The 17,949-nt window shown below is 69.9% G+C and carries 17 protein-coding genes; 8 read left to right on the top strand and 9 right to left on the bottom strand.

All coding sequences use genetic code 11. From position 1 onward, the window contains the following. Nucleotides 1-50: 50 nt before the first annotated feature. Complete coding sequence (locus tag C503_RS0112930) at nt 51-410, bottom strand: hypothetical protein (protein WP_026316242.1); 360 nt, start codon at nt 408-410, stop codon at nt 51-53. A 117-nt stretch (nt 411-527) separates the two neighbouring features. After that, nucleotides 528-1,382: an SDR family oxidoreductase gene (locus tag C503_RS0112925; protein WP_018682632.1), complete on the bottom strand. Its 855-nt coding sequence runs from the start codon at nt 1,380-1,382 to the stop codon at nt 528-530. 127 nt (nt 1,383-1,509) lie between these two features. Here C503_RS0112925 and C503_RS0112920 point away from each other — a divergent pair, with 127 nt between their 5' ends. The 3 genes from C503_RS0112920 to C503_RS39180 all read left to right on the top strand — a co-directional run bounded on the left by C503_RS0112920 (nt 1,510) and on the right by C503_RS39180 (nt 3,515). Continuing rightward, complete coding sequence (locus C503_RS0112920) at nt 1,510-1,896, top strand: winged helix-turn-helix transcriptional regulator (protein WP_033400571.1); 387 nt, start codon at nt 1,510-1,512, stop codon at nt 1,894-1,896. Further along, complete coding sequence (locus tag C503_RS43255) at nt 1,893-2,942, top strand: gamma-glutamylcyclotransferase family protein (RefSeq protein WP_018682630.1); 1,050 nt, start codon at nt 1,893-1,895, stop codon at nt 2,940-2,942. The genes C503_RS0112920 and C503_RS43255 overlap by 4 nt, the downstream gene beginning before the upstream one ends. 75 nt (nt 2,943-3,017) lie before the next feature. Beyond that, nucleotides 3,018-3,515 carry a DUF4232 domain-containing protein gene (locus C503_RS39180; RefSeq protein WP_018682629.1) on the top strand — a complete coding sequence of 166 codons (498 nt, stop codon included), beginning with the start codon at nt 3,018-3,020 and terminating at the stop codon, nt 3,513-3,515. Between the two features lie 165 nt (nt 3,516-3,680). Here the strand turns inward: C503_RS39180 and C503_RS39175 are convergent, their stop codons facing one another. Beyond that, nucleotides 3,681-4,283 (bottom strand): PadR family transcriptional regulator, encoded by a 603-nt coding sequence (locus tag C503_RS39175; RefSeq protein WP_018682628.1) that lies wholly within the window; start codon nt 4,281-4,283, stop codon nt 3,681-3,683. A gap of 69 nt (nt 4,284-4,352) precedes the next feature. After that, nucleotides 4,353-5,999 carry a long-chain fatty acid--CoA ligase gene (locus tag C503_RS0112900; RefSeq protein ID WP_018682627.1) on the bottom strand — a complete coding sequence of 549 codons (1,647 nt, stop codon included), beginning with the start codon at nt 5,997-5,999 and terminating at the stop codon, nt 4,353-4,355. 344 nt (nt 6,000-6,343) lie between these two features. Here C503_RS0112900 and mihF point away from each other — a divergent pair, with 344 nt between their 5' ends. Continuing rightward, on the top strand, nt 6,344-6,655 hold the full coding sequence (gene mihF / locus C503_RS0112895) for an integration host factor, actinobacterial type (protein WP_026316241.1): 312 nt from the start codon (nt 6,344-6,346) through the stop codon (nt 6,653-6,655). Nucleotides 6,656-6,770: 115 nt separating this feature from the next. Beyond that, nucleotides 6,771-7,904: an isochorismate synthase gene (locus C503_RS0112890; protein WP_018682625.1), complete on the top strand. Its 1,134-nt coding sequence runs from the start codon at nt 6,771-6,773 to the stop codon at nt 7,902-7,904. A gap of 18 nt (nt 7,905-7,922) precedes the next feature. Here C503_RS0112890 and C503_RS0112885 read toward each other — a convergent pair whose 3' ends face one another. The 4 genes from C503_RS0112885 to C503_RS0112870 all read right to left on the bottom strand — a co-directional run bounded on the left by C503_RS0112885 (nt 7,923) and on the right by C503_RS0112870 (nt 13,914). Then, complete coding sequence (locus tag C503_RS0112885) at nt 7,923-9,581, bottom strand: substrate-binding and VWA domain-containing protein (protein ID WP_018682624.1); 1,659 nt, start codon at nt 9,579-9,581, stop codon at nt 7,923-7,925. Between the two features lie 56 nt (nt 9,582-9,637). Then, nucleotides 9,638-11,461 carry an AMP-dependent synthetase/ligase gene (locus C503_RS0112880; protein WP_018682623.1) on the bottom strand — a complete coding sequence of 608 codons (1,824 nt, stop codon included), beginning with the start codon at nt 11,459-11,461 and terminating at the stop codon, nt 9,638-9,640. A 198-nt stretch (nt 11,462-11,659) separates the two neighbouring features. Then, nucleotides 11,660-12,433, bottom strand: coding sequence for a S1 family peptidase (locus C503_RS0112875; RefSeq protein WP_051114812.1), 774 nt, complete (start codon nt 12,431-12,433; stop codon nt 11,660-11,662). A 137-nt stretch (nt 12,434-12,570) separates the two neighbouring features. Further along, nucleotides 12,571-13,914 carry a M14 family metallopeptidase gene (locus tag C503_RS0112870; RefSeq protein WP_018682621.1) on the bottom strand — a complete coding sequence of 448 codons (1,344 nt, stop codon included), beginning with the start codon at nt 13,912-13,914 and terminating at the stop codon, nt 12,571-12,573. Nucleotides 13,915-14,217: 303 nt separating this feature from the next. Between C503_RS0112870 and C503_RS0112865 the strand changes: the two genes are divergently transcribed. Continuing rightward, nucleotides 14,218-15,444: an SLC13 family permease gene (locus C503_RS0112865; RefSeq protein ID WP_018682620.1), complete on the top strand. Its 1,227-nt coding sequence runs from the start codon at nt 14,218-14,220 to the stop codon at nt 15,442-15,444. Nucleotides 15,445-15,795: 351 nt separating this feature from the next. Continuing rightward, complete coding sequence (locus tag C503_RS39170) at nt 15,796-16,425, top strand: hypothetical protein (RefSeq protein ID WP_156893171.1); 630 nt, start codon at nt 15,796-15,798, stop codon at nt 16,423-16,425. Here C503_RS39170 and C503_RS39165 read toward each other — a convergent pair. Further along, nucleotides 16,356-17,255, bottom strand: coding sequence for a helix-turn-helix domain-containing protein (locus tag C503_RS39165; RefSeq protein WP_018682618.1), 900 nt, complete (start codon nt 17,253-17,255; stop codon nt 16,356-16,358). The two genes, C503_RS39170 and C503_RS39165, sit on opposite strands and share 70 nt — an antisense overlap. Before the next feature lie 218 nt (nt 17,256-17,473). Between C503_RS39165 and C503_RS0112850 the strand changes: the two genes are divergently transcribed. Continuing rightward, the gene (locus C503_RS0112850; protein WP_018682617.1) at nt 17,474-17,881 is read left to right on the top strand and encodes a very short patch repair endonuclease; all 408 of its coding nucleotides are present in this window, start codon (nt 17,474-17,476) and stop codon (nt 17,879-17,881) included. Nucleotides 17,882-17,949: the final 68 nt, after the last annotated feature.

The raw sequence follows: 17,949 nt of genomic DNA, 5'->3' as shown, positions 1-17,949 counted from the left end.
ACTGCTGTCTGTGTCGAGGCGCGGTCGACGTCCTGGATCGAGCGGTCGGATCAATGGCGTCGGATTACTCCGAGGGCAAGAATGCCGATCACTCCGCCGACGAACAGGATGACCGCGTAGTCACCGCGATTGCCGATGGCGCGCTCGCACATGTCCACATAAGCCACGGTCTCGGCGCGCTGCGGCCTGCCCAGGTCCGCGACCACCCGGCCGGTCTCCACCCCACCCAGGGTGTTGCCGCAGGTCACGCGACTGTTCGGCACCGGCCCGGCCACCCCGACCGGCACGATCGCCAACACCAGCCCGGCGACCAGCGCGAGCCCCGCCATGACCGCGGCGAACACCCGCGGCGGCATGGTCACCTGGGCGAGCGGATCGCGCGCGGGCACCGCGGCGGGGTCTGTACTCATGCGCAGAGCCTCGCCGATACGGACCGATACCGGAAGACCCCGCGACACGGGGCGTGTGTCGCGGGGTCCTTTTCCGGTTCGGGTATTCCGCCGGGGTGTCCACTGTGGTGGGTTGGGTCAGGGGGCGAGGGCGGCGCGGACGGTGTGTTCGATGGGGGTCGGGGCGCGGTCGAGGAGGGTGGCGAGGTCGGGGCGGACCTGGCTGAGGGTGCCGGTGCGGATGTTGGCGTTGATGTCGGTGAGCAGGTCGGCGACGAAGTCGGGGAGGCCCGCGGCCACGAGGGCGGCGCGGAGTTCGGCGTCGGTGACGCTGACGTGCGGCAGGGGCTTGCCGGTCACCGAGGACGCGAGCGATGCCAGTTCGTCGAAGGTCCAGGCGCGGGGGCCGGTCAGTTCGTAGGTGGCGCCGTCGTGGCCGGGAGTGGTGGCGACGATGGCGGCGGCCTCGGCGAGGTCTTCGCGGCTGACGGAGGCGATGGCTCCGGTGCCGGTGGAGGTCACGAGGGAGCCGCGGTCGAGGGCGCCGGACAGGGACGCTGTGTAGTTTTCGTGATACATGCCGTTGCGGAGGAAGGTGAACGGGATCCCGGTGTCGCGGATGTGGGCCTCGGTGGCCGCGTGCACCTTCGCCAGGCTCAGTGGGGACGTCGCGGCGTCGCTGACGCTGGTGTAGATGAGGCGCTGGACGCCTGCTTTCACGGCGGCGTCGACGGCGTCGCGCTGGGCGGCCTTGCGGAGCTCGTCGGGGCCGTCGGCGGAGACCAGGAGCAGGGTGTCGACGCCGGTGAAGCGCAGGGTGTCGGGGCGGGTGAAGTCGCCTTGGCGGACGTCGACGCCGAGGGTGGCCAGGTCGGCGGCCTTGGTGGTGTCGCGGACGGAGACCGCCAGGTCGGTGGCGGGGACGCGGTCGAGCAGGCGGCGGGTGATGAGGCCGCCCAGGTGGCCGGTGGCGCCGGTGACCAGGATCGTCATGTCGGGTCCCTTTCGAGGTCGGACAGTGACGCTGACCGTATGAGGGGTACTAACCATACGTAAGTACCTACCTTGAAGTCCTATACTTACCCGTACGAAAAAGTCCAGCTGAGAGGGCGTGCGCACGATGGGCGGCATGGTCGAGACCACATCCTTCGACGTGTTCGACCGGAACTGCCCCGGCCGCGCGGTGATGGAGCACATCGCCAGCCGCTGGGGTGTGCTGGTGCTGGGCGTGCTGCTCGACGGGACGCGGCGGTTCAGCGAATTGCGGCGCGCGGTGGGTGGGGTAAGCGAGAAGATGCTGGCGCAGACGTTGCAGGCGTTGGAGCGGGATGGGCTCGTGCACCGCGAGGTGCGGCCGGTTATCCCGCCGCACGTGGACTACTCGTTGACGCCTATAGGCGTGCCGATGGCCGAGCAAGTGCGCGGCTTGTATCGGTTGATCGAGGGCAGCACCCCGGACATCCTGGCCGCCCAGGAGCGGTATGACCAGCGCAAGGCGGTGCAGTGAGCTCGTTCGCCGACGACGAGTTCCCTGCTTCCCCCTATCCCGGTTCCCGCCCCGCCTTCTCCTACGCGCACGACACCGACGGCGGCCACCGTCTCACCGCGGACGCGTCGACGCTGTCCGGTTGGCGGATTGGCAACGAGGACCTCGACGCGTGGTTGGGTGCGCGTGGCGCGGCCGTCATGGCGGAACGGGTCCCGGTTCTGTCGTACGGTTCCAATCCCTGTCCGTCGAAGATCTCCTGGTTGCGCGGCTCGCTCGGGCTGCGTGGCGCCGTGGTGGTGCTGCGCGCGCGGTGTTCGGGGTTGGCCGCGGTGTGGGCGGCGGGGTTGCGGGTCGTGGATGAGCAGCGGCCGGTTGTGCTCGCCGGGTGTCCGGGTGTGGTCGAGGATCACGCGGTCCTGATGGTGACGCCGGAGCAGGTCGGGGTGCTGGATATGTGCGAGGGGCGTGGCGATCGCTACCGGCTCGCGCGGGTGTCCACGGGCGCGGTGACGCTGGTCGACGCGCAAGGCACGTTCGACCGTATCCCGGCGTATGTCGGCGCTTCCACTATCCGCCGCCCGTTACTGGTGAACGGGTCCCCGGTCCGCTGTGTCGATGTGCCGCAGGCAGAAGCGGTAGCACTGTCCGGCGTTCCGGCGCTGGACGACGGACTCGACACTGAGGTGATTACCGGCTCCCCGCGCGCGACGGACTATCCAGGCGCGGTTTTCGTCTACGGCACGCTACGCCCGAGTAGTTCCCACTGGCATCTGCTCGCCCCACACGCGGCAGGGCCAACGCGTCCGGGGCGTCTCGCGGGAACGCTCTACGACACCGGCTTCGGTTACCCCGCACTGGCTTTGGGCGACGGACCGGGTGTCAGCGGTGATCTCGTCCCGCTTCGCTCCGGCACGGACATGACCGCGCTCGACCGCTACGAGGGTGACGAGTACCGGCGCGTGCGCGTCGTGCTCACCGATGGATCCCTTGCGTGGACCTATGTCTGGATCGCCCCGTTCGACGACATGCGAATTCTCGCCACGCCCTGGCCTCCGAACGAGTGAACGAATTCCCATTATCCCCCAGTCGTTCCCTCTCATTGCTAGGACTGACTCCTCGACCACGAAGGGGGATTCGACATGTGGTGGAACTTGATCGCGGCCACGGCGCTCGCGGCGAGCGCGGCGGCCGTCGGACAGCAGGCGGACGCGCCGAGGCAGGTGACCGCGTGCACGGCCAACCAGCTCAGCGGCGAGATCCGGGATGTCGACGCGGGCGCGGGCCAGCGGTACGGGACTTTGCGCGTGCGCAACACCTCGTCCGCGACGTGCTCGCTCACCGGCTACGGCGATCTGCGACTGCTGGCGGGCGATCACCCGAACCCGACGAACGCCGTGCCGACGGCCAATCCCGGCCCGTCCCGGGTGGTGCTGCGGTCCGGCCAGTCGGCGGACCAGAAGCTGCACTGGGGTGTGATCCCCAGCGGCAACGAGGGTGATCCGTGCCAGCCTCCGTCGAACGGTCTACGAGTGGTGCCGCCGGACGGCAAGCGGTCGTTCGTCGTGCGCTTCGAGTTCGGCTCGGTGTGCATCGGCGGCCGGATCGAGCATTCGGCGTACTTCCCGGCGGGTACCTGAGGGATCAAGGGTGGGGTGCCATCCGCGCCGTCCCACCGATGGCACCCCACCACCCCGATCCCCTGTGGGTGCACCCCACAAACGGCGTCGCGCGGGTGCGTCACGTCCGCGTGCCGCCGTTGACGGATATTTTCCCGCTGAAGTGCCGCCGTGTAAACCGCTGTCTCAGTCGTGTTCCAGCTCGTCGGCGAACTCCGCCCAGAACTGCTGCACGCAGCGCTCGATGCGGATGCCGAGCTCCAGCGACTTCATCTGGTTGCGGTCGGCGTGCCCGCGCAGCTGGTCGTACATCGCGGAGTAGCCGTCCGCGCGCGCCTTGTGCGACTCGAACCGGTTGCGCGCCAGGTTGGCCAGGTCGGTGTCGTCGCCGAAGGTGGCGAAGAACAGCTTGAGCAGCCCCAGGTCGCGCACCTCGGTCTGTTCCGGGGTGGGCGCGGACAGCCACTCGCGCAGCGCGGCGCGGCCCTGGTCGGTGATGGAGTAGGTGCGCCTGCGCCTGCCGCCCTCCTCCTCGCTGACGGTCAGCAGCCCCGCCTCGACCAGGCGGGCGGGTTCGTCGTAGAGCTGGGAATGCGCGAAGGCCCAGAAGTTCCCGATCGTGTAGCCCACGCGCTGTTTGAGGTCGTAGCTGGTCGCCGGGCCCTGGGACAGCATGCCCAGCACCACGAACGACGTGGCGTTGAGCTTCCGGTCGCGCGCGCCCTGACTCGGTTCGCCGTGCAGGGTGGCACCTCCTGGGTTCGGTCGGGACCTCCCGACCCTACCCACGAAGGTGAACCAGTGTCCCCGTTCGGCGGTACCGGGACGCCGTGTGGGCGTCCCGGCGCGCCGACCGGCTCAGCGGAGGTGCTTGACGTCGAGCCGTCCTTCTGCGTAGACCGACCGCAGCACCTTCTTGTCGAACTTGCCCACGCTGGTCTTCGGCACTTCCTCGATGAACGCCCAGTTCTCCGGCACCTGCCACCTGGCCACCTTGTCGCACAGGAACTCGCGCAGCTCCTCGGCGGTGACCTCGGTGCCTGGCCGCAGGACCACGGTGACCAGCGGGCGCTCGTCCCACTTCTCGTCCGGCACGCCGATGACCGCCGCCTCGGCAACGGCCGGGTGGCCCATGACGTGATTCTCCAGCTCCACCGTGGAAATCCACTCGCCGCCGGACTTGATCACGTCCTTGGCACGGTCGGTGAGGGTGAGGAATCCGTTGGCGGTCAAGGTTCCGACGTCGCCGGTGCGTAGCCAGCCGTCGACGAACTTCTCGGTGCCGTCGCCGCCCTCGCCGACTTCGTCGAGCCGGTAGTAGGAACCGGCGATCCACGGTCCGCGCACGACGAGCTCGCCCACGCTTTCGCCGTCCCACGGCACATCCGCGCCGTCGTCGTCCACGAGGCGCGCGCTCACACCCGCGGGCAGGCGGCCCTGTGTGTAGCGGTAGCGCCAGGCCTCCTCCTCCGAGACTCCCGCGGGCGGGCGGCAAACGGTGCCGAGCGGTGAGGTTTCCGTCATTCCCCAGGCGTGGGTGATGTGCAGCCGGTGCTTCTCGGCGAACGCGTGCATGAGCGACGGCGGGCAGGCCGCGCCGCCGACGACGACCTCGCGCAGCGAGCTCAGGTCGGTCGGGTTCTGTTCCAGGTAGGCCAACATGGCCTGCCAGATGGTCGGCACGGCCGCGGAATGCGTCGGCCGCAACTGTTCGATCATCCGGGCGATCGGCTCCGGCTGCAGGAACCGGTCGGGCATGATCAGCGAGCTGCCGGACATGAAGGCCGCGTAGGGCAGGCCCCAGGACATGGCGTGGAACTGCGGCACGATCACCAGCGAGCGGTCCGCCGAGGACAGTCCCATGCCGTCGGCCATGCAGACCTGCATGGAATGCAGCCAGATCGACCGGTGCGAGTAGACGACGCCCTTGGGGTTGCCGGTGGTGCCGGAGGTGTAGCACATGGCGGCGGCGGCGCGCTCGTCCACCTCGGGCCAGTCGAACTCCGGCGCGGCGGCGGCGAGCAGCTCGTCGTAGGAGTGCACGGGGACGCCGTCGGGGGCGGCCAGCGCGGCGGTGGGGCCGTTGGCCACGATCAGGTGGCGCACGTTCGGGCAGTCGGGCAGCACCTTGGCCAGCAGCGGCGCCAGCGAGGCGTCCACGATGATCACGTGGTCGTCGGCGTGGTTGACGATGTAGGTCAGCTGCTCGGGGAACAGCCGCACGTTGAGCGTGTGCAGCACCGCGCCCATGGCGGGCACCGCGAGATAGGCGGTGAGGTGTTCGAGGTTGTTCCACATGAACGTGGCGACCCGCTGGTCCCCGGTGACGCCCAGGCCGCGCAGCGCCCCGGCCAGCCGCGCGGCGCGCGTGCCGACCTCGGCGAAGTCGACGGTGCGTCCGGACGCACCGGTCCAGGTGGTCACCTCGCTGGCGGCGTGCACCGTACTGCCATGCCGCAGCAGGGTGGCGATGGAGAGGTTCCCGTCCTGCATCGTGCTCTGCATCGTCGATCAAGCTCCCTCGGGATCGGGCCCCGACTGTCCGGCTGGTAGCAGACGATAGTGCTCGTCCCCCTGGTGCGACACGCCTGGAATCCACCGATTCGGCTACTTGATCATGCTGTTACGCAGCGTCGCGGCGTTCCCACGGGCGCGGTTTGCGCGTGTCGGGGGTATGTTGCCCTGCGAGGTGTCGTTTACTGGTGAAAGGCATCGCGCCACCGGGTCGCGCGGTGATCCTGGGGCGGGGAGCAACCACCGCTCCGGTGACCGTCGGTAGCCGTGAATGCCGGGAACCACAGCTGACCCGCCGCTGCCGCGGTCGGGTGAAGAAGGAAAGGACTACCACGTTGGCTCTGCCCGTGTTGACTCCCGAGCAGCGCGCGGACGCGCTCGCCAAGGCAGCCGAGGCGCGCAAGGCTCGGTCCGAGCTGCTGGCGCAGATCAAGTCCGGCGAGCGGACGATCGCGCAGGTGCTCGGCAAGGCCAAGGAAGACAAGACCATCGGCAAGACCAAGGTCGCGGCGCTGCTCAAGGCGGTCCCCGGTCTCGGCGCGGTGAAGGTCGCGGCCCTGCTTGAGCAGGCCGGTATCGATCCAGACCGCCGCGCCGCCGGCCTGGGTGAGAAGCAGCGCTCCACCCTGATCGACGCGCTCAACTAGTTTCCGACCATCCCCGCAGGTGGGCGCCGACCCGGCGTCCACCTGCGGTTTTTGGTGTCCGACGCCATAGTGCTCGCGGCGCGCCTGGCGGGCACGGGCTGGGCATGATGGGGTCATGGACGCCGATGGTGAACCCGCCCCTGGACCGGTGGCCGACTACCGCCCCGGCGACTTCCTGCTCGCCGGTCCGCACACGACGGTGACGGCGACCGGCACCGCCGCCGTGGTCGCGGAGTCCGATCCGGACGAGCTTGCCGCGCGCGTGACCAAGTACCTCGTGGACACCCGTGCCCCGCTCGCGGTGGGCGCCCTCCCGTTCGATCCCGCGGCCGCCGCGCATATCGTCGTCCCCACATCGGTACACCGCACGGGGTCCGTGCACCCGTTCCAATGGGACGGACCGCGGTGGACGCCGCGGCCACCCTCGGTCACCGCCCTGCCCTCCCCGGACGGCTACCGCCGCGCCGTGGCGGCCGCCGTGAGCGCACTGCGCGCCGACGACGAGCTACGCAAAGTGGTCCTCGCCCGCACGCTGCACCTGGCTTTCGACGAGAGTGTCCGGATCGATCGGCTCTTGGGTCGACTGGCGGAGACGAACCCGCTCGGGTACACCTACGCGGTCCCGCTGCCCGACGGCTCGACCCTGGTGGGTGCCAGCCCGGAGCTGCTGCTGTCCCGGCGCGGGCCGCAGGTGACGCTCAATCCGCTCGCCGGGTCGCTGCCCAGGGGGGCGGACGAGGCCACCGATCGGGCGAACGCGGCCGCGCTGCTGGCGTCGCGCAAGGACCAGGGCGAGCACCGGGTGGTGGTGGAGGCGGTCGTGGAAGGTCTACGGCCGTTCTGCCGGGCGCTGTCGGTGCCCGCCGAGCCTTCGCTGGTGTCCACGGCGACCATGTGGCACCTGTCGACCGTGATCACCGGGACGGTGAACGACCCCGACGTCTCGTCGCTGCGGCTGGCGGCGGCGCTGCATCCGACGCCCGCGGTGTGTGGGACGCCGACGGCGGCCGCGCGGGCGGCCATCGGCGAGCTGGAGCCGTTCGAGCGCGGGTTCTACAGCGGACTGGTCGGGTGGTGCACGGCCGAGGGTGATGGGGAGTGGGTCGTGGCGATCAGGAGTGCGGAGGTCTCCGGCAACGGCATGCGGCTGTTCTCCGGGGCGGGGATCATGCCGGACTCGGATCCCGCGGCCGAGCTGGCCGAGACGGACGCGAAGTTCGGCACCCTGTTGCGCGCGCTGGGAGTCTGACCGCTCCGCTGTGGACGGTCAGTTCGCACAGGACGGCGGTTGGCAGAGCAGTCCGCTGAGGGCCTTGTAGAAGATGTCGCCGATCTTGGTCGGGTCGGGTGTGGTGAACGCCTGCCCGCCGGTCGGTTTGGTGATCTCCTGGAGCTCGCCGAGGTCCACGTCCGGCCCGATCCCGATCCCGATCAGCTGCAGTGGGCGGTCGGGGTCCTGCAACTTGGCCAGCTCCGCGAGCAGTTGCGCGCGGCTGATCCCCTCCTTGTCCTCGTTCTTGCCGTCGGTCATCACCACGACCAGGTTGATCCGACCCGGTTCCCAGTTGGTCCGAGCGGATTGGTAGGCGGCCAGCACGCTGTCGTACAGGCCGGTGGCCCCGCCCTTGATCGCCTTGACGCCGTGCAGCTTGTCCAGTGCCCCGGCCTTCAGCTGGTCGGCGACCGGAAGCACGGGCAGGAGTTCCTTGTAGTCCTTCTTTCCGTCCAGGTTCGTGGAGAACAGCCACAGCCCGAACTTGGTGGTCGGCCGGAACATGCCGATCCCCAGCTCGGCCGCCTTCAGCGTGACGCCCATCCGGTCGGTTCCGGTGCCCTTGACCGGTTCGGCCATCGACCCGGACACGTCGAGCAGGATCTGGATGCGGGCGCTGAGGTTCACCCCCGCCCACTGGTTCAGCAGCTGGTTGATGTCCTCGTTGGGCGGGAAGGGAATCGGCACCACCGTGTCCGACGACGTGCGCGCGTCGGCCGACCGGTCCCGCAGGATCTTGCCGTCGGAGGCGCGGAAACCGTTGTCCGCCAGGGAAGTGCGTGTGTCCGCCGACTGCAGCGCGTCCAACAGCCGCTGGGACAACGGTTGCACCTGGGGCGACGCCTGCGGCAGGACGGTGTAGGGGTAGTCCAGGGTCGGCACGTCCTGGTACGCGGCGACGAGGTGTTGGGCCGCACCGGAGTCGTTGCTGTGGATCAGTGCCTGTTCCGAGGTGGGAAAGGCGCCGAGCGGCTGGGGCGAGGTGAAGAGGTCCGCGGCCTGCGGCACGGTCAGCGGGGAGATCCGGCGCATGGTCGAGATCGTCGCGGCGGACGGGTCGGGCGTTCCGGCGGCGGAGGCGCGGATGCCGATCAACGCGGCCACGCCGATCGGGTCGCGAGACGGGTCAGGTAACGCGGTGGCGACCTCGGGGAGAAGGGCCTGCGACCACGTCACGGGTTTGCCGGGCCAGCCCAGCCGGGTGGCGGTCTCCTCGGCCAGGGCCAGCACGATCGGCGAGGAGGCCAACGAGGTCCCGCTGACCTCCGCGGGCCAGACGCCCTTCTCCTGCGCGCGGCGCAACCACAGGCTGGAGTCCGGGATCCAGACATCCGGCAACTGGGAACCATCGGTCACCAGCATCGCGTCCACCGCGGTGGCGGCGGGCTTCACCGTCACGTCGACCCGGGCGCAGCCGTCGCCGACGCGTTTGGCCGCGGCGTCGACCACCGGCGCGATATCGGGGGTGACCACGACGCGCAGGGTGGTGGACTCGCAGGCCTGCGCGTTGGGCGGACCAGCCGTGTTCGTGTGGTCGCGCAGCGTGTCGAGGGCGAACCAGCCGCCGACCACCAGCGCCAGCAGGACGATCAGGAGCAGCCCGGTCGCGGCGAAACCCCATCTCGGCCTCCGGAGCGACGAGTGTCGTCCCATGGTGGCTCAAACCTCTCGCGGGGGTCGGGTGGCGCCATGCTAGACGCAACTCCCCTTCACGAGTAGAGCTTCTCGACCTCGTCCTTGAAGTCGCGCATGATCTCTTGGCGCTTGAGCTTCAGGGACGGCGTGAGATGGCCGCTCTCCGGGGTGAACTCGGTGGCCAGCACCCGGAACTTGCGGACCGACTCGGCCTTCGACACCGCCGCGTTGCCGTCGTCCACCGCGTTCTGGATCTCCGCCAGCAGATCCGGGTCCGCCGCCAGCTCGGCCACGGTCGCCTCGGCGGGCTTGCCTGCCGTCTTCTTCCAGTAGCCGAAGTACTCCCGGTCGACGGTGATCAGCGCGGCGATGAACTTGCGACCGTCGCCGACCACCATGGCCTGCCCGATCAACGGGTGCGCGGCGATGCGGTCCTCGATCACGGCCGGGGCGACGTTCTTGCCGCCGGTGGTGACCAGGATTTCCTTCTTCCGGCCGGTGATGCTCAGGTAGCCGTCGGCGTCCAGCTTGCCGAGGTCGCCGGTGCGGAACCAGCCGTCCGCGTCCAGGGCCTCGGCGGTGGCGGTCTCGTTGTTCCAGTAGCGGACGAAAACCTGGCCGCCCTTGATGAGGATCTCGCCCTCTGCGTCATCACCCGAGACATCGACAACCTCGGTGTCGATGCGGACGGCGGTGCCTGGCAGCGGGCGGCCGACCGTGCCCGGCTTGAAGTGGCGGGGCGTGTTGACGGTGGACGCGGCGGTGGTCTCGGTGAGCCCGTAGCCCTCCAACACGGTCAGGCCGACGCCGCGGTAGAAGTGAGTGAGGCGGGCGCCGAGCGCGGCGCCACCGGAGATGGCCCAGGTGGTCTTGCCGCCCAGGGCCGCGCGGAGCTTGCCGTAGACGAGCCGATCGAACAGCGCGTGCTTGAGCTTGAGGCCCAGTCCGGCCTTGCCGTCGGCCTCGCTGTGGGCGATCGCGGTGGCCGCGGCGGCGTCGAAGATCCGGCCCTTGCCGCCCGTGTGCGCCTTCTGCCGGGCGCCGTTGTAGACCTTCTCCAGCACGTACGGCACGGACAGGATGAACGTGGGCCGGAACGTGGCCAGGTCGTCGAGCAGGTTCTTCGTGTCCGGGCCGTGGCCCATGGTGCAGCGCGCGAACACGCAGCCGACCTGGACCATGCGGCCGAAGACGTGCGCGACCGGCAGGAACAGCAGGGTGGACGGCTGCTCGGCGAGGCCCTCGCCCTTGAACAGCTCGGGCAGGATCTCCACGCCGTAGCCGCACTCGTCGAAGAAGTTGCGGTGGGTGAGCACGCAGCCCTTGGGCCTGCCGGTGGTGCCGGAGGTGTAGATGATGGTGGCGACATCGTCGGCGGTGACCGCGGTCCGGCGCGCCAGCACGTCGGCCGGGTCGACCTCCTGGCCCGCGAGGACGACGCCTGCCAGGTCGTCGACCCGCCAGACCTGGCGCAGTTCGGGCAGCTCACCACGCACGCCATTGAGGCGGGCCAGTTGATCGTCGGTCTCCACGACGACCGCGACCGACCCGGAGTCGGACAGGATCCACTGGATCTGCTCGGCCGACGAGGTCACGTAGATCGGCACGGACACCGCGCCCGCGGTCCAGATGGCGAAGTCCAGCAGCGTCCACTCGTAGCGGGTGGCGGCCAGCACGGCGACCCGGTCACCCGGCCCGATGCCGGAGCCGACCAGCCCCCTGGCCACCTCGGTGACCTCGGCGGCGAACCGCTCGGCGGTCACGTCCTCCCAGCCCGCGCCGAGGCGGCGGCGGAACGCCACGTCCGCGGGGCCCTCGGCGGCGTTGGTGAACACCAGGTCGGCGAGTCCGCCCGCCTCCTCACGCTTGGCGACCGGGGGGACGGCGTACTCGCGCATGAACTCTCCTCCGATGCTCGGCGGCCTGCGGGTGGCCCACCGGCTACCTATCGGTAACTTCCACCGTATCCTGCCGCCAACCTCTCACAGGTGCCAGAGGAGCGGCGAAACCGATATCTGGCAATGGTGACAAAAGGACCACCCCGACCGATGGCCGGGGTGGTCCTTTGCCGTCTGTGCCGACTGCGCCGTGTGCGGTCAACCGCGGCCGAGCTCCGTCGCCTTCGCCGCGATGGCCGACGACAGCGCGCTCACCTGGGCGTAGACGCCCGGGTAGTTGGCGCGGGCGCAGCCCTTGCCGTAGGAGACGATGCCGACCTGGACCCAGTTGTTCGCGTTGTCGCGGCGGAACATCGGGCCGCCCGAGTCGCCCTGGCAGGTGTCCGTGCCGCCCTGCTTGTAGCCCGCGCAGATCTCCACCGGCGCCTTCAGCGACGGGTAGGAGGTCTTGCAGGTGGTGTCCGCCACCAGCGGGACCTGCGCCTTGAGCAGGTAGCGCTGCTGCGCGCCGCCCTCGCTCGCCGCGCCCCAGCCGACGATGGTGAACGTGCCGGTGTCGTAGGCCGAGGAGGTGGCCAGCGACAGGGTGGCCGCGTTCGGGATCGGGCTGGACAGGCGGATCAGCGCCCAGTCACCGCCGGTCGCCGTGGTGTACCCGGGGTTGCGGTAGACGTAGTTCGACTGGCGGGTGACCCGCTTGGAGCCCTGCAGGTCGACGTCGCCGTAGGTGGCGGTGATACTGGTGTTGTTGCCCGTGCCGTTCACACAGTGCGCGGCGGTCAGCACCAGGTTCGGCGAGTACATCGCGCCACCGCAACCCATGGACAGGCGCACCACGAACGGGAACTCGCCCTGCGCCGCCCGCGTGCCCCCGACGACAGCGGGTGACGGGTCGGACGAGGGTCCCGGCGCGGCGAGCGCCTGGCCCGCGACGGCCGCGGACGCCGCGAGCACCATCACCGCCGACGCCATGGACTTCTGCAGTCTGGTCAACCTCTTCACCGGATAGGTCCTCTCGGTCGTCCACCGGCACCCACCCCCGGGATCGGGGACGGGTGCCGGAGCAGGGGTGGGGCGGCCGCCGTCCACTATGGAACGGTCGAGCCCGCCTACCGCCCTGGCTGGGCGGTCGTCTCGGTCGACCAGGTCGCCGCGCACGCGCCGCCGATGGCGCGCTTCGGGCAGTCGGCGTAGTCGAGCAGGTAGAGCACGGACTCCTTGTTCCGCGTGGTCTCCCGGCCGATCACCTCGTCGGGCGGGTAGAAGCCGCCGCCCGAACCCGAACTGGACGGGTACATCTCGAAGGTGTAGCCGTAGATGCGGTGCTTGGCCCACAGCCAGTCGTCGATCGACCCGTCGGTGATGTAGAGGTCGGAGGACTGCTCCGGGGTGTAGCGGTTCTTCGCGGCCATGGCCCGGCCGATGGTCGAGAAGATCCGCTGGTCCTCGGAGTTGAGGTCCGGCGCGGTGTCGTTGTAGGTGTAGCCGTAGGGCCAGAGCACCAGCTCGGAGTAGGTATGGAAGTCGATGCCCACGGTGATCTGCTGCTTGCCGCCGACGACCCGGCTGTTCACGAAGTTCTGCAGCGCCTTGACCTCCGGCGAGGACGCGGGCGACGGACCGCGGTAGGTCTCGCTGGAGGTGCTGCCGGAGGAACCGCCGCAGCAGCCCCACTTGTAGTCCCAGTTGCGGTTCAGGTCGGTGCCCACGTTGCTGGAGCCGGAGTTGGGCTGCCGGTTCTTGCGCCAGCTGCGGTAGGAGCCGGTGGCGATGTCGAACTCGCCGCCGTCCGGGTTGACATCCGGGATGATCCAGATCTCCCGGCTGTCGACCAGGTTCTTGACGTGCGCGTCCGTGGCGTAGCCGTCGGTGAGCAGCTTGACCAGGTACAGCGCCATCTCGACGGTGAGGTGCTCGCGCGCGTGCTGGTGCGCGGTGAACAGCACCTCGGGCTCGTTCTCGTCGGTGGCGACGTTGTCCGAGATCTTCAGCGCGAGGATGTCGCGGCCCTGGTAGCTGCGGCCGACGACCTGCTTGCTGATCAGGTCCGGGTGCGCCGCGACGGCCCGGTTGATCTCCGCGGTGGCCTCGGCGTAGTTGTGGTAGTTGGAGTCCTGGCTGGGGAAGTCGAACGGGGCGGCGAGGCCGCGGTCGGTCGGGGCGGGCGCCTGCGCATCGACGCGGAAGCCGAGCGCGCGGATCCGCCTGGCCTCCTCGGGCGTGGCGGTGATCATCAGCCTGCTGTCCTCGACCCCGTTCACCGCGGCGCCCGTGCGGGCGACGGCGGTGCGGTCGGCGACGGTGCGGACCCCGACGACGGCGTACTCGGCACTGGTCCGCTGCTCGCCTGCCGGGGCGGGGGACGTCGCCCCGGTGGCCGCGGACGCGGTGGACAGGACCAGGGCGAGGGCGGCCGCCGCCCCGACCGCGCCGATCAGGCGTTTGCGTTTCACACATTCCTCCCGCAAGGGAGCGCCGGGATCGCCGGCGCCGGAGGCGAATTTGTGGTTTTGGCGCGCCGACGGCCCGGCCGAACCCGAAGGTGCCCTCACGACCGGGCCGCGCGGCATCGCTGCACGGATGGTCGCGTGTCGTCGCGGGTTGTCACAAGGCTGCGGAAGTGGTCCTTTGTTACCGGTTATTTCCCATTCGCTTACCCGGCTTTTGCCAAGTCCGGCCGAATAGTCCCCAATGGACTGTCGGATATTCCGGACTGGACGGTGTGGTTCGATGGTGCCCGTGCGGGACGGCGGAACATGAACCTGGCGGTGTCGGCGGGCCTCCTGGCGGTGGTCCTGGTGTGGGCGGTGGCCCGCCCACGCGGCTGGTCGGAGGCGGTGGCCGCGATCCCGGCGGCCATCGTGGCGATCGCGATCGGCGGTGTCTCCTGGCAGGCGGCACGCGCCGAGGCGGCGCGGTTGTGGCCGGTGCTGTGGTTCCTCGCGGCCGTACTGGTCCTGGCGAAACTGTGCGCGGACGAGGGCCTGTTCCGTACGTGCGGGGCGTGGATGGCGCGCGCGGCGGGACGGTCGCTGCTGGCTGCGGTGTTCGCGACGGCGTCATTGGTGACGGCGGCGTTGAGCCTGGACGCGACGGTCGTGCTGTTGACCCCGGTGGTGTTCGCGACGGCGACGCGAGTGGGCGCGAACCCGGTGCCGCATGTGTACGCGTGCGCGCATCTGTCCAATACGGCGTCGTTGTTGCTGCCGGTGTCCAATCTGACCAACCTGCTGGCTTTCACCGCGACCGGGCTGAGCTTCGCCCGGTTCACCGGCCTGATGTTCTTGCCGTGGCTGGTGGCGATCGCAGTGGAGTACCTGATTTTCCGACGGTTCTTCGCGGCCGAGCTGAGGGAATTCCGGGAGCGGGCCGCGGAATCGGACCAGGACGTGCCGGTATTCGCCTTGCTGACCGTCGGCGGCACATTGGCGGCATTCGTGGTCACCTCGGCCATCGGCATCGACCCGGCCTGGGCGGCGACAGCCGGAGCAATGACCCTGGCAGTCCGCGCATTGCTCCGACGCCACACGACGGTACCGGCCCTGTTCGGCGCGATGAGCCTGCCGTTCCTGGCTTTCGTCCTCGCCCTGGGCATCGTGGTCCGCGCCGTCGTCGACAACGGCCTGGGCACCGCACTCGCCCACCTGATCCCGACCGACACCGGCCTGCCGTCCCTGCTGGCCATCGCGTTCCTGGCGGCGGCCCTGGCCAACCTGATCAACAACCTGCCCGCCGTCCTGGTCCTCACCCCCCTGGCCGCCGTCCTCGGCCCACCCGCTCTCCTGGCCGTCCTCCTCGGCGTCAACCTGGGCCCCAACCTCACCTACCCCGGCTCCCTCGCCACCCTCCTCTGGCGCCGGGTCGTCCACACCCACGGCACCACCATCCAACTCGGCGACTTCACCCGGCTCGGCCTGCTGACCGTGCCGACGACCCTGGCGGCATCGGTCGTGGCTCTGTGGTGCGGCTTGCAACTGATCTGAGCTCGGACCCCTGGCTGATCACACATGTACGGAATACCCTGCAGTGCCAGCGGCGAGGACGGCAACGAGAACTCCGACAACCGCGGGAAGTAGGGACCGGTGGCGTGGTGTGACGTTCCGGAGATCGTCCGATCCGCCGTGCATGAGCGCGTAGGAACACCGGTAACCGCCGCGGACATTGTTGTGGGGCGGAGTAGCGATCTCGCCGTTGTGCTCGACTTCGGTGACGGCCGGAAGGTCTTCTGCAAAGGCGTTCGTGGTGTCAGCAAGCGTATGCGGTGGTTGCGGAACGAGGTCGGTGCGGCCGAGTTGACGGACGGGATCGCGCCACGAGTGGTGTTTGCTTGCGATGTGGGTGAGTGGCTGGTGGTCGGGTTCGAGTTCCTGTCCGGGCGGCGCGCGAATCTGCGGCCTGGGTCCAGGGACCTGCCCTCGGTGCGGGAGGTGGTCACTCGGATCGCCGGGATCCGGGCACCCCGATTGAAGTCGCTCGGTGAACGCTGGGCGGGCACGGCTTGGTGGCACCGGCTGGCTGACGAGGCGCCACAGCTCGTGAACGGTTGGGATGTCGATGGCGCGCAGCGGCTGTCCGATCACGTGCCGGAGCTGGTCGACGGTGATCGACTCCTGCACACCGACCTGCACGCCGACCAGTTCGTCATCGGTGACGGCACGATCCACGTGATCGACTGGGGGTTTCCCGGGCGGGGCGCTCCCTGGGTCGACTCGGCGTTCCTGGCGTTGCGGCTGTTCGACGCGGGGCATCGGATCGACGAGATCGAGGTTCCGGTGGACCTGCGGGCTCAGGTCGCGTTCTTCGTCTACCTCGCGGGCTTCTGGACACACATGGCACTCGGCGCCCCCGGTCCAGGCCCGCAGCATCGCGCGGAGGTGGCCCGTCGGTACGCGGCTCACCAGGTCCAGCGGATGCCGACGATGGGTAAGCCCGCGCCTTGGATGGATGTGTGTACGCCGCCGTAGCGGCCGACGTCGAGGGTTTCGGCGCGGATTTCCCGGGCGTCGGCGCCGGTTTGGGTGAAGGCGAAGCATTGGGCGGGGAGGCGGGAGGGGTGGAAGTTGACTTCCACGAGGTAGTCCCGCACCGGGCGCCGGGAGGTGCGGACGTAGCGCACGGAGCGGGTGGCGCCGAACCAGTGGACCTCGAACTCGATGACCGCGGTCTGGCCGGTGTTGAGTTGTCGGTCGAGCAGGATCTCTCCGGCGGTGAAGCGGCAGGACGGGATGTCGCGGACGCGGCCGATGGCGCAGCCGACCGCCGAGGACAGGGTGGGCAGGGCGCGGTCGGTGTCCTCTGCTCGGTGCAATACGACCAATGAGCCCAGTCCGTCTACTTCGGACCGGAGGAGCATTCGGACCCGGGTGCGGAAGTCGCGGCCCTGGTGGTCGAGGTGGTGCTGGTCGTGGATCTGCAGGTACGTCACCTCCCCCGGGTCCGCCTCGCCCAGTTCCAGCAGCACCGACGACAGGCCCGACGTGTTGTCCCACAGTTCGTCGTGCGGGTGCACGATGCCGCCGCGGGCGACCCAGCGGCCGCGCGGCTTACGCGGGCCGAGTAGGCCGGTGAGGTAGCCGTGCGGGAGGTTCAGCACCTCTTCGATGGCCTCCACCGCGCGCAGCGACTCGGGGCGTTCGGGGCGGGTGCGGCCGCGGCGCCAGTAGCTGAGGGTGGACAGGCTGACGCGGACGCCCTCGTCGGCGAGTTTGCGCTGCAGCTGCTCCAGGCTCAGGCCGCTGCTCTCGATGGCGCCGGACAGCACCGCGGGGAATGTCTCCAGCGGCACCGGGTGCATACATCCTCCCTAACACAGAACGCCGACCACGGTCGCCGGGTGCTGGTGGGCTCGCGAGCGTTCGTCGGGCGGGTCGAGACGCGGTCGACGTCCTGGGGCGGGTCACCGGCCGGTAGCGTCGCGTCGAGGTGGTCGACGGCCCGCCGCCTGCCCAGGGGTGCGGGCCGGAGGCGGGTAGAGGACTCTAACCGGACCAGCGGAAACGCGGGAGGGGCAGTGTGGACACCACGGCGGCGACCAGCCTGCGGATGAGCCGCCAGCGCGCCAGGGACACCGGAACCGAGGTCGCGCTGCGCCGCGCCCTGCACGCACTCGGCCTGCGCTACCGCGTCCATCGCCGTCCCGTCCGCGGCGTCCGGCGGGAAGCCGACGTCGTGTTCGGCCCGGCCCGCGTCGCCGTGTTCGTCGACGGCTGTTTCTGGCACGGCTGCCCCGAACACGCCACGTGGCCGAAGCGCAACGCCGAGTTCTGGCGCACGAAGATCGAGACCAACCAGCGCCGTGACCGCGACACCGACGAGCGTCTCACCGCCGAGGGCTGGCTCCCCGTCCGCGTCTGGGAGCACGAGGACCCGACCAGCGCCGCCGCCCGGGTACGCACGCTGGTCAAAGACCGCCTGACCTGACCCCACTCCCGACCAGGTGACCTCGATCGGCGCGGGGCTGTGGATGGTTTCGGGGGTTGGGGACAACC

Source organism: Actinokineospora enzanensis DSM 44649, assembly GCF_000374445.1.
GTDB classification, from domain to species: domain Bacteria; phylum Actinomycetota; class Actinomycetes; order Mycobacteriales; family Pseudonocardiaceae; genus Actinokineospora; species Actinokineospora enzanensis.
This window is presented reverse-complemented; position numbering and strand designations above follow the sequence as displayed.

What these genes read in the sequence shown, in the direction of transcription:
- C503_RS0112930 (WP_026316242.1), bottom strand. Translation starts at nt 410, where the DNA reads ATGAGTACAGACCCCGCCGCGGTGCCCGCGCGCGATCCGCTCGCCCAG.
- C503_RS0112925 (WP_018682632.1), bottom strand. Translation starts at nt 1,382, where the DNA reads ATGACGATCCTGGTCACCGGCGCCACCGGCCACCTGGGCGGCCTCATC.
- C503_RS0112920 (WP_033400571.1), top strand. Translation starts at nt 1,510, where the DNA reads ATGGGCGGCATGGTCGAGACCACATCCTTCGACGTGTTCGACCGGAAC.
- C503_RS39180 (WP_018682629.1), top strand. Translation starts at nt 3,018, where the DNA reads ATGTGGTGGAACTTGATCGCGGCCACGGCGCTCGCGGCGAGCGCGGCG.
- C503_RS0112900 (WP_018682627.1), bottom strand. Translation starts at nt 5,999, where the DNA reads ATGCAGAGCACGATGCAGGACGGGAACCTCTCCATCGCCACCCTGCTG.
- C503_RS0112890 (WP_018682625.1), top strand. Translation starts at nt 6,771, where the DNA reads ATGGACGCCGATGGTGAACCCGCCCCTGGACCGGTGGCCGACTACCGC.
- C503_RS0112885 (WP_018682624.1), bottom strand. Translation starts at nt 9,581, where the DNA reads ATGGGACGACACTCGTCGCTCCGGAGGCCGAGATGGGGTTTCGCCGCG.
- C503_RS0112880 (WP_018682623.1), bottom strand. Translation starts at nt 11,461, where the DNA reads ATGCGCGAGTACGCCGTCCCCCCGGTCGCCAAGCGTGAGGAGGCGGGC.
- C503_RS0112875 (WP_051114812.1), bottom strand. Translation starts at nt 12,433, where the DNA reads ATGGCGTCGGCGGTGATGGTGCTCGCGGCGTCCGCGGCCGTCGCGGGC.
- C503_RS0112865 (WP_018682620.1), top strand. Translation starts at nt 14,218, where the DNA reads ATGAACCTGGCGGTGTCGGCGGGCCTCCTGGCGGTGGTCCTGGTGTGG.
- C503_RS39165 (WP_018682618.1), bottom strand. Translation starts at nt 17,255, where the DNA reads ATGCACCCGGTGCCGCTGGAGACATTCCCCGCGGTGCTGTCCGGCGCC.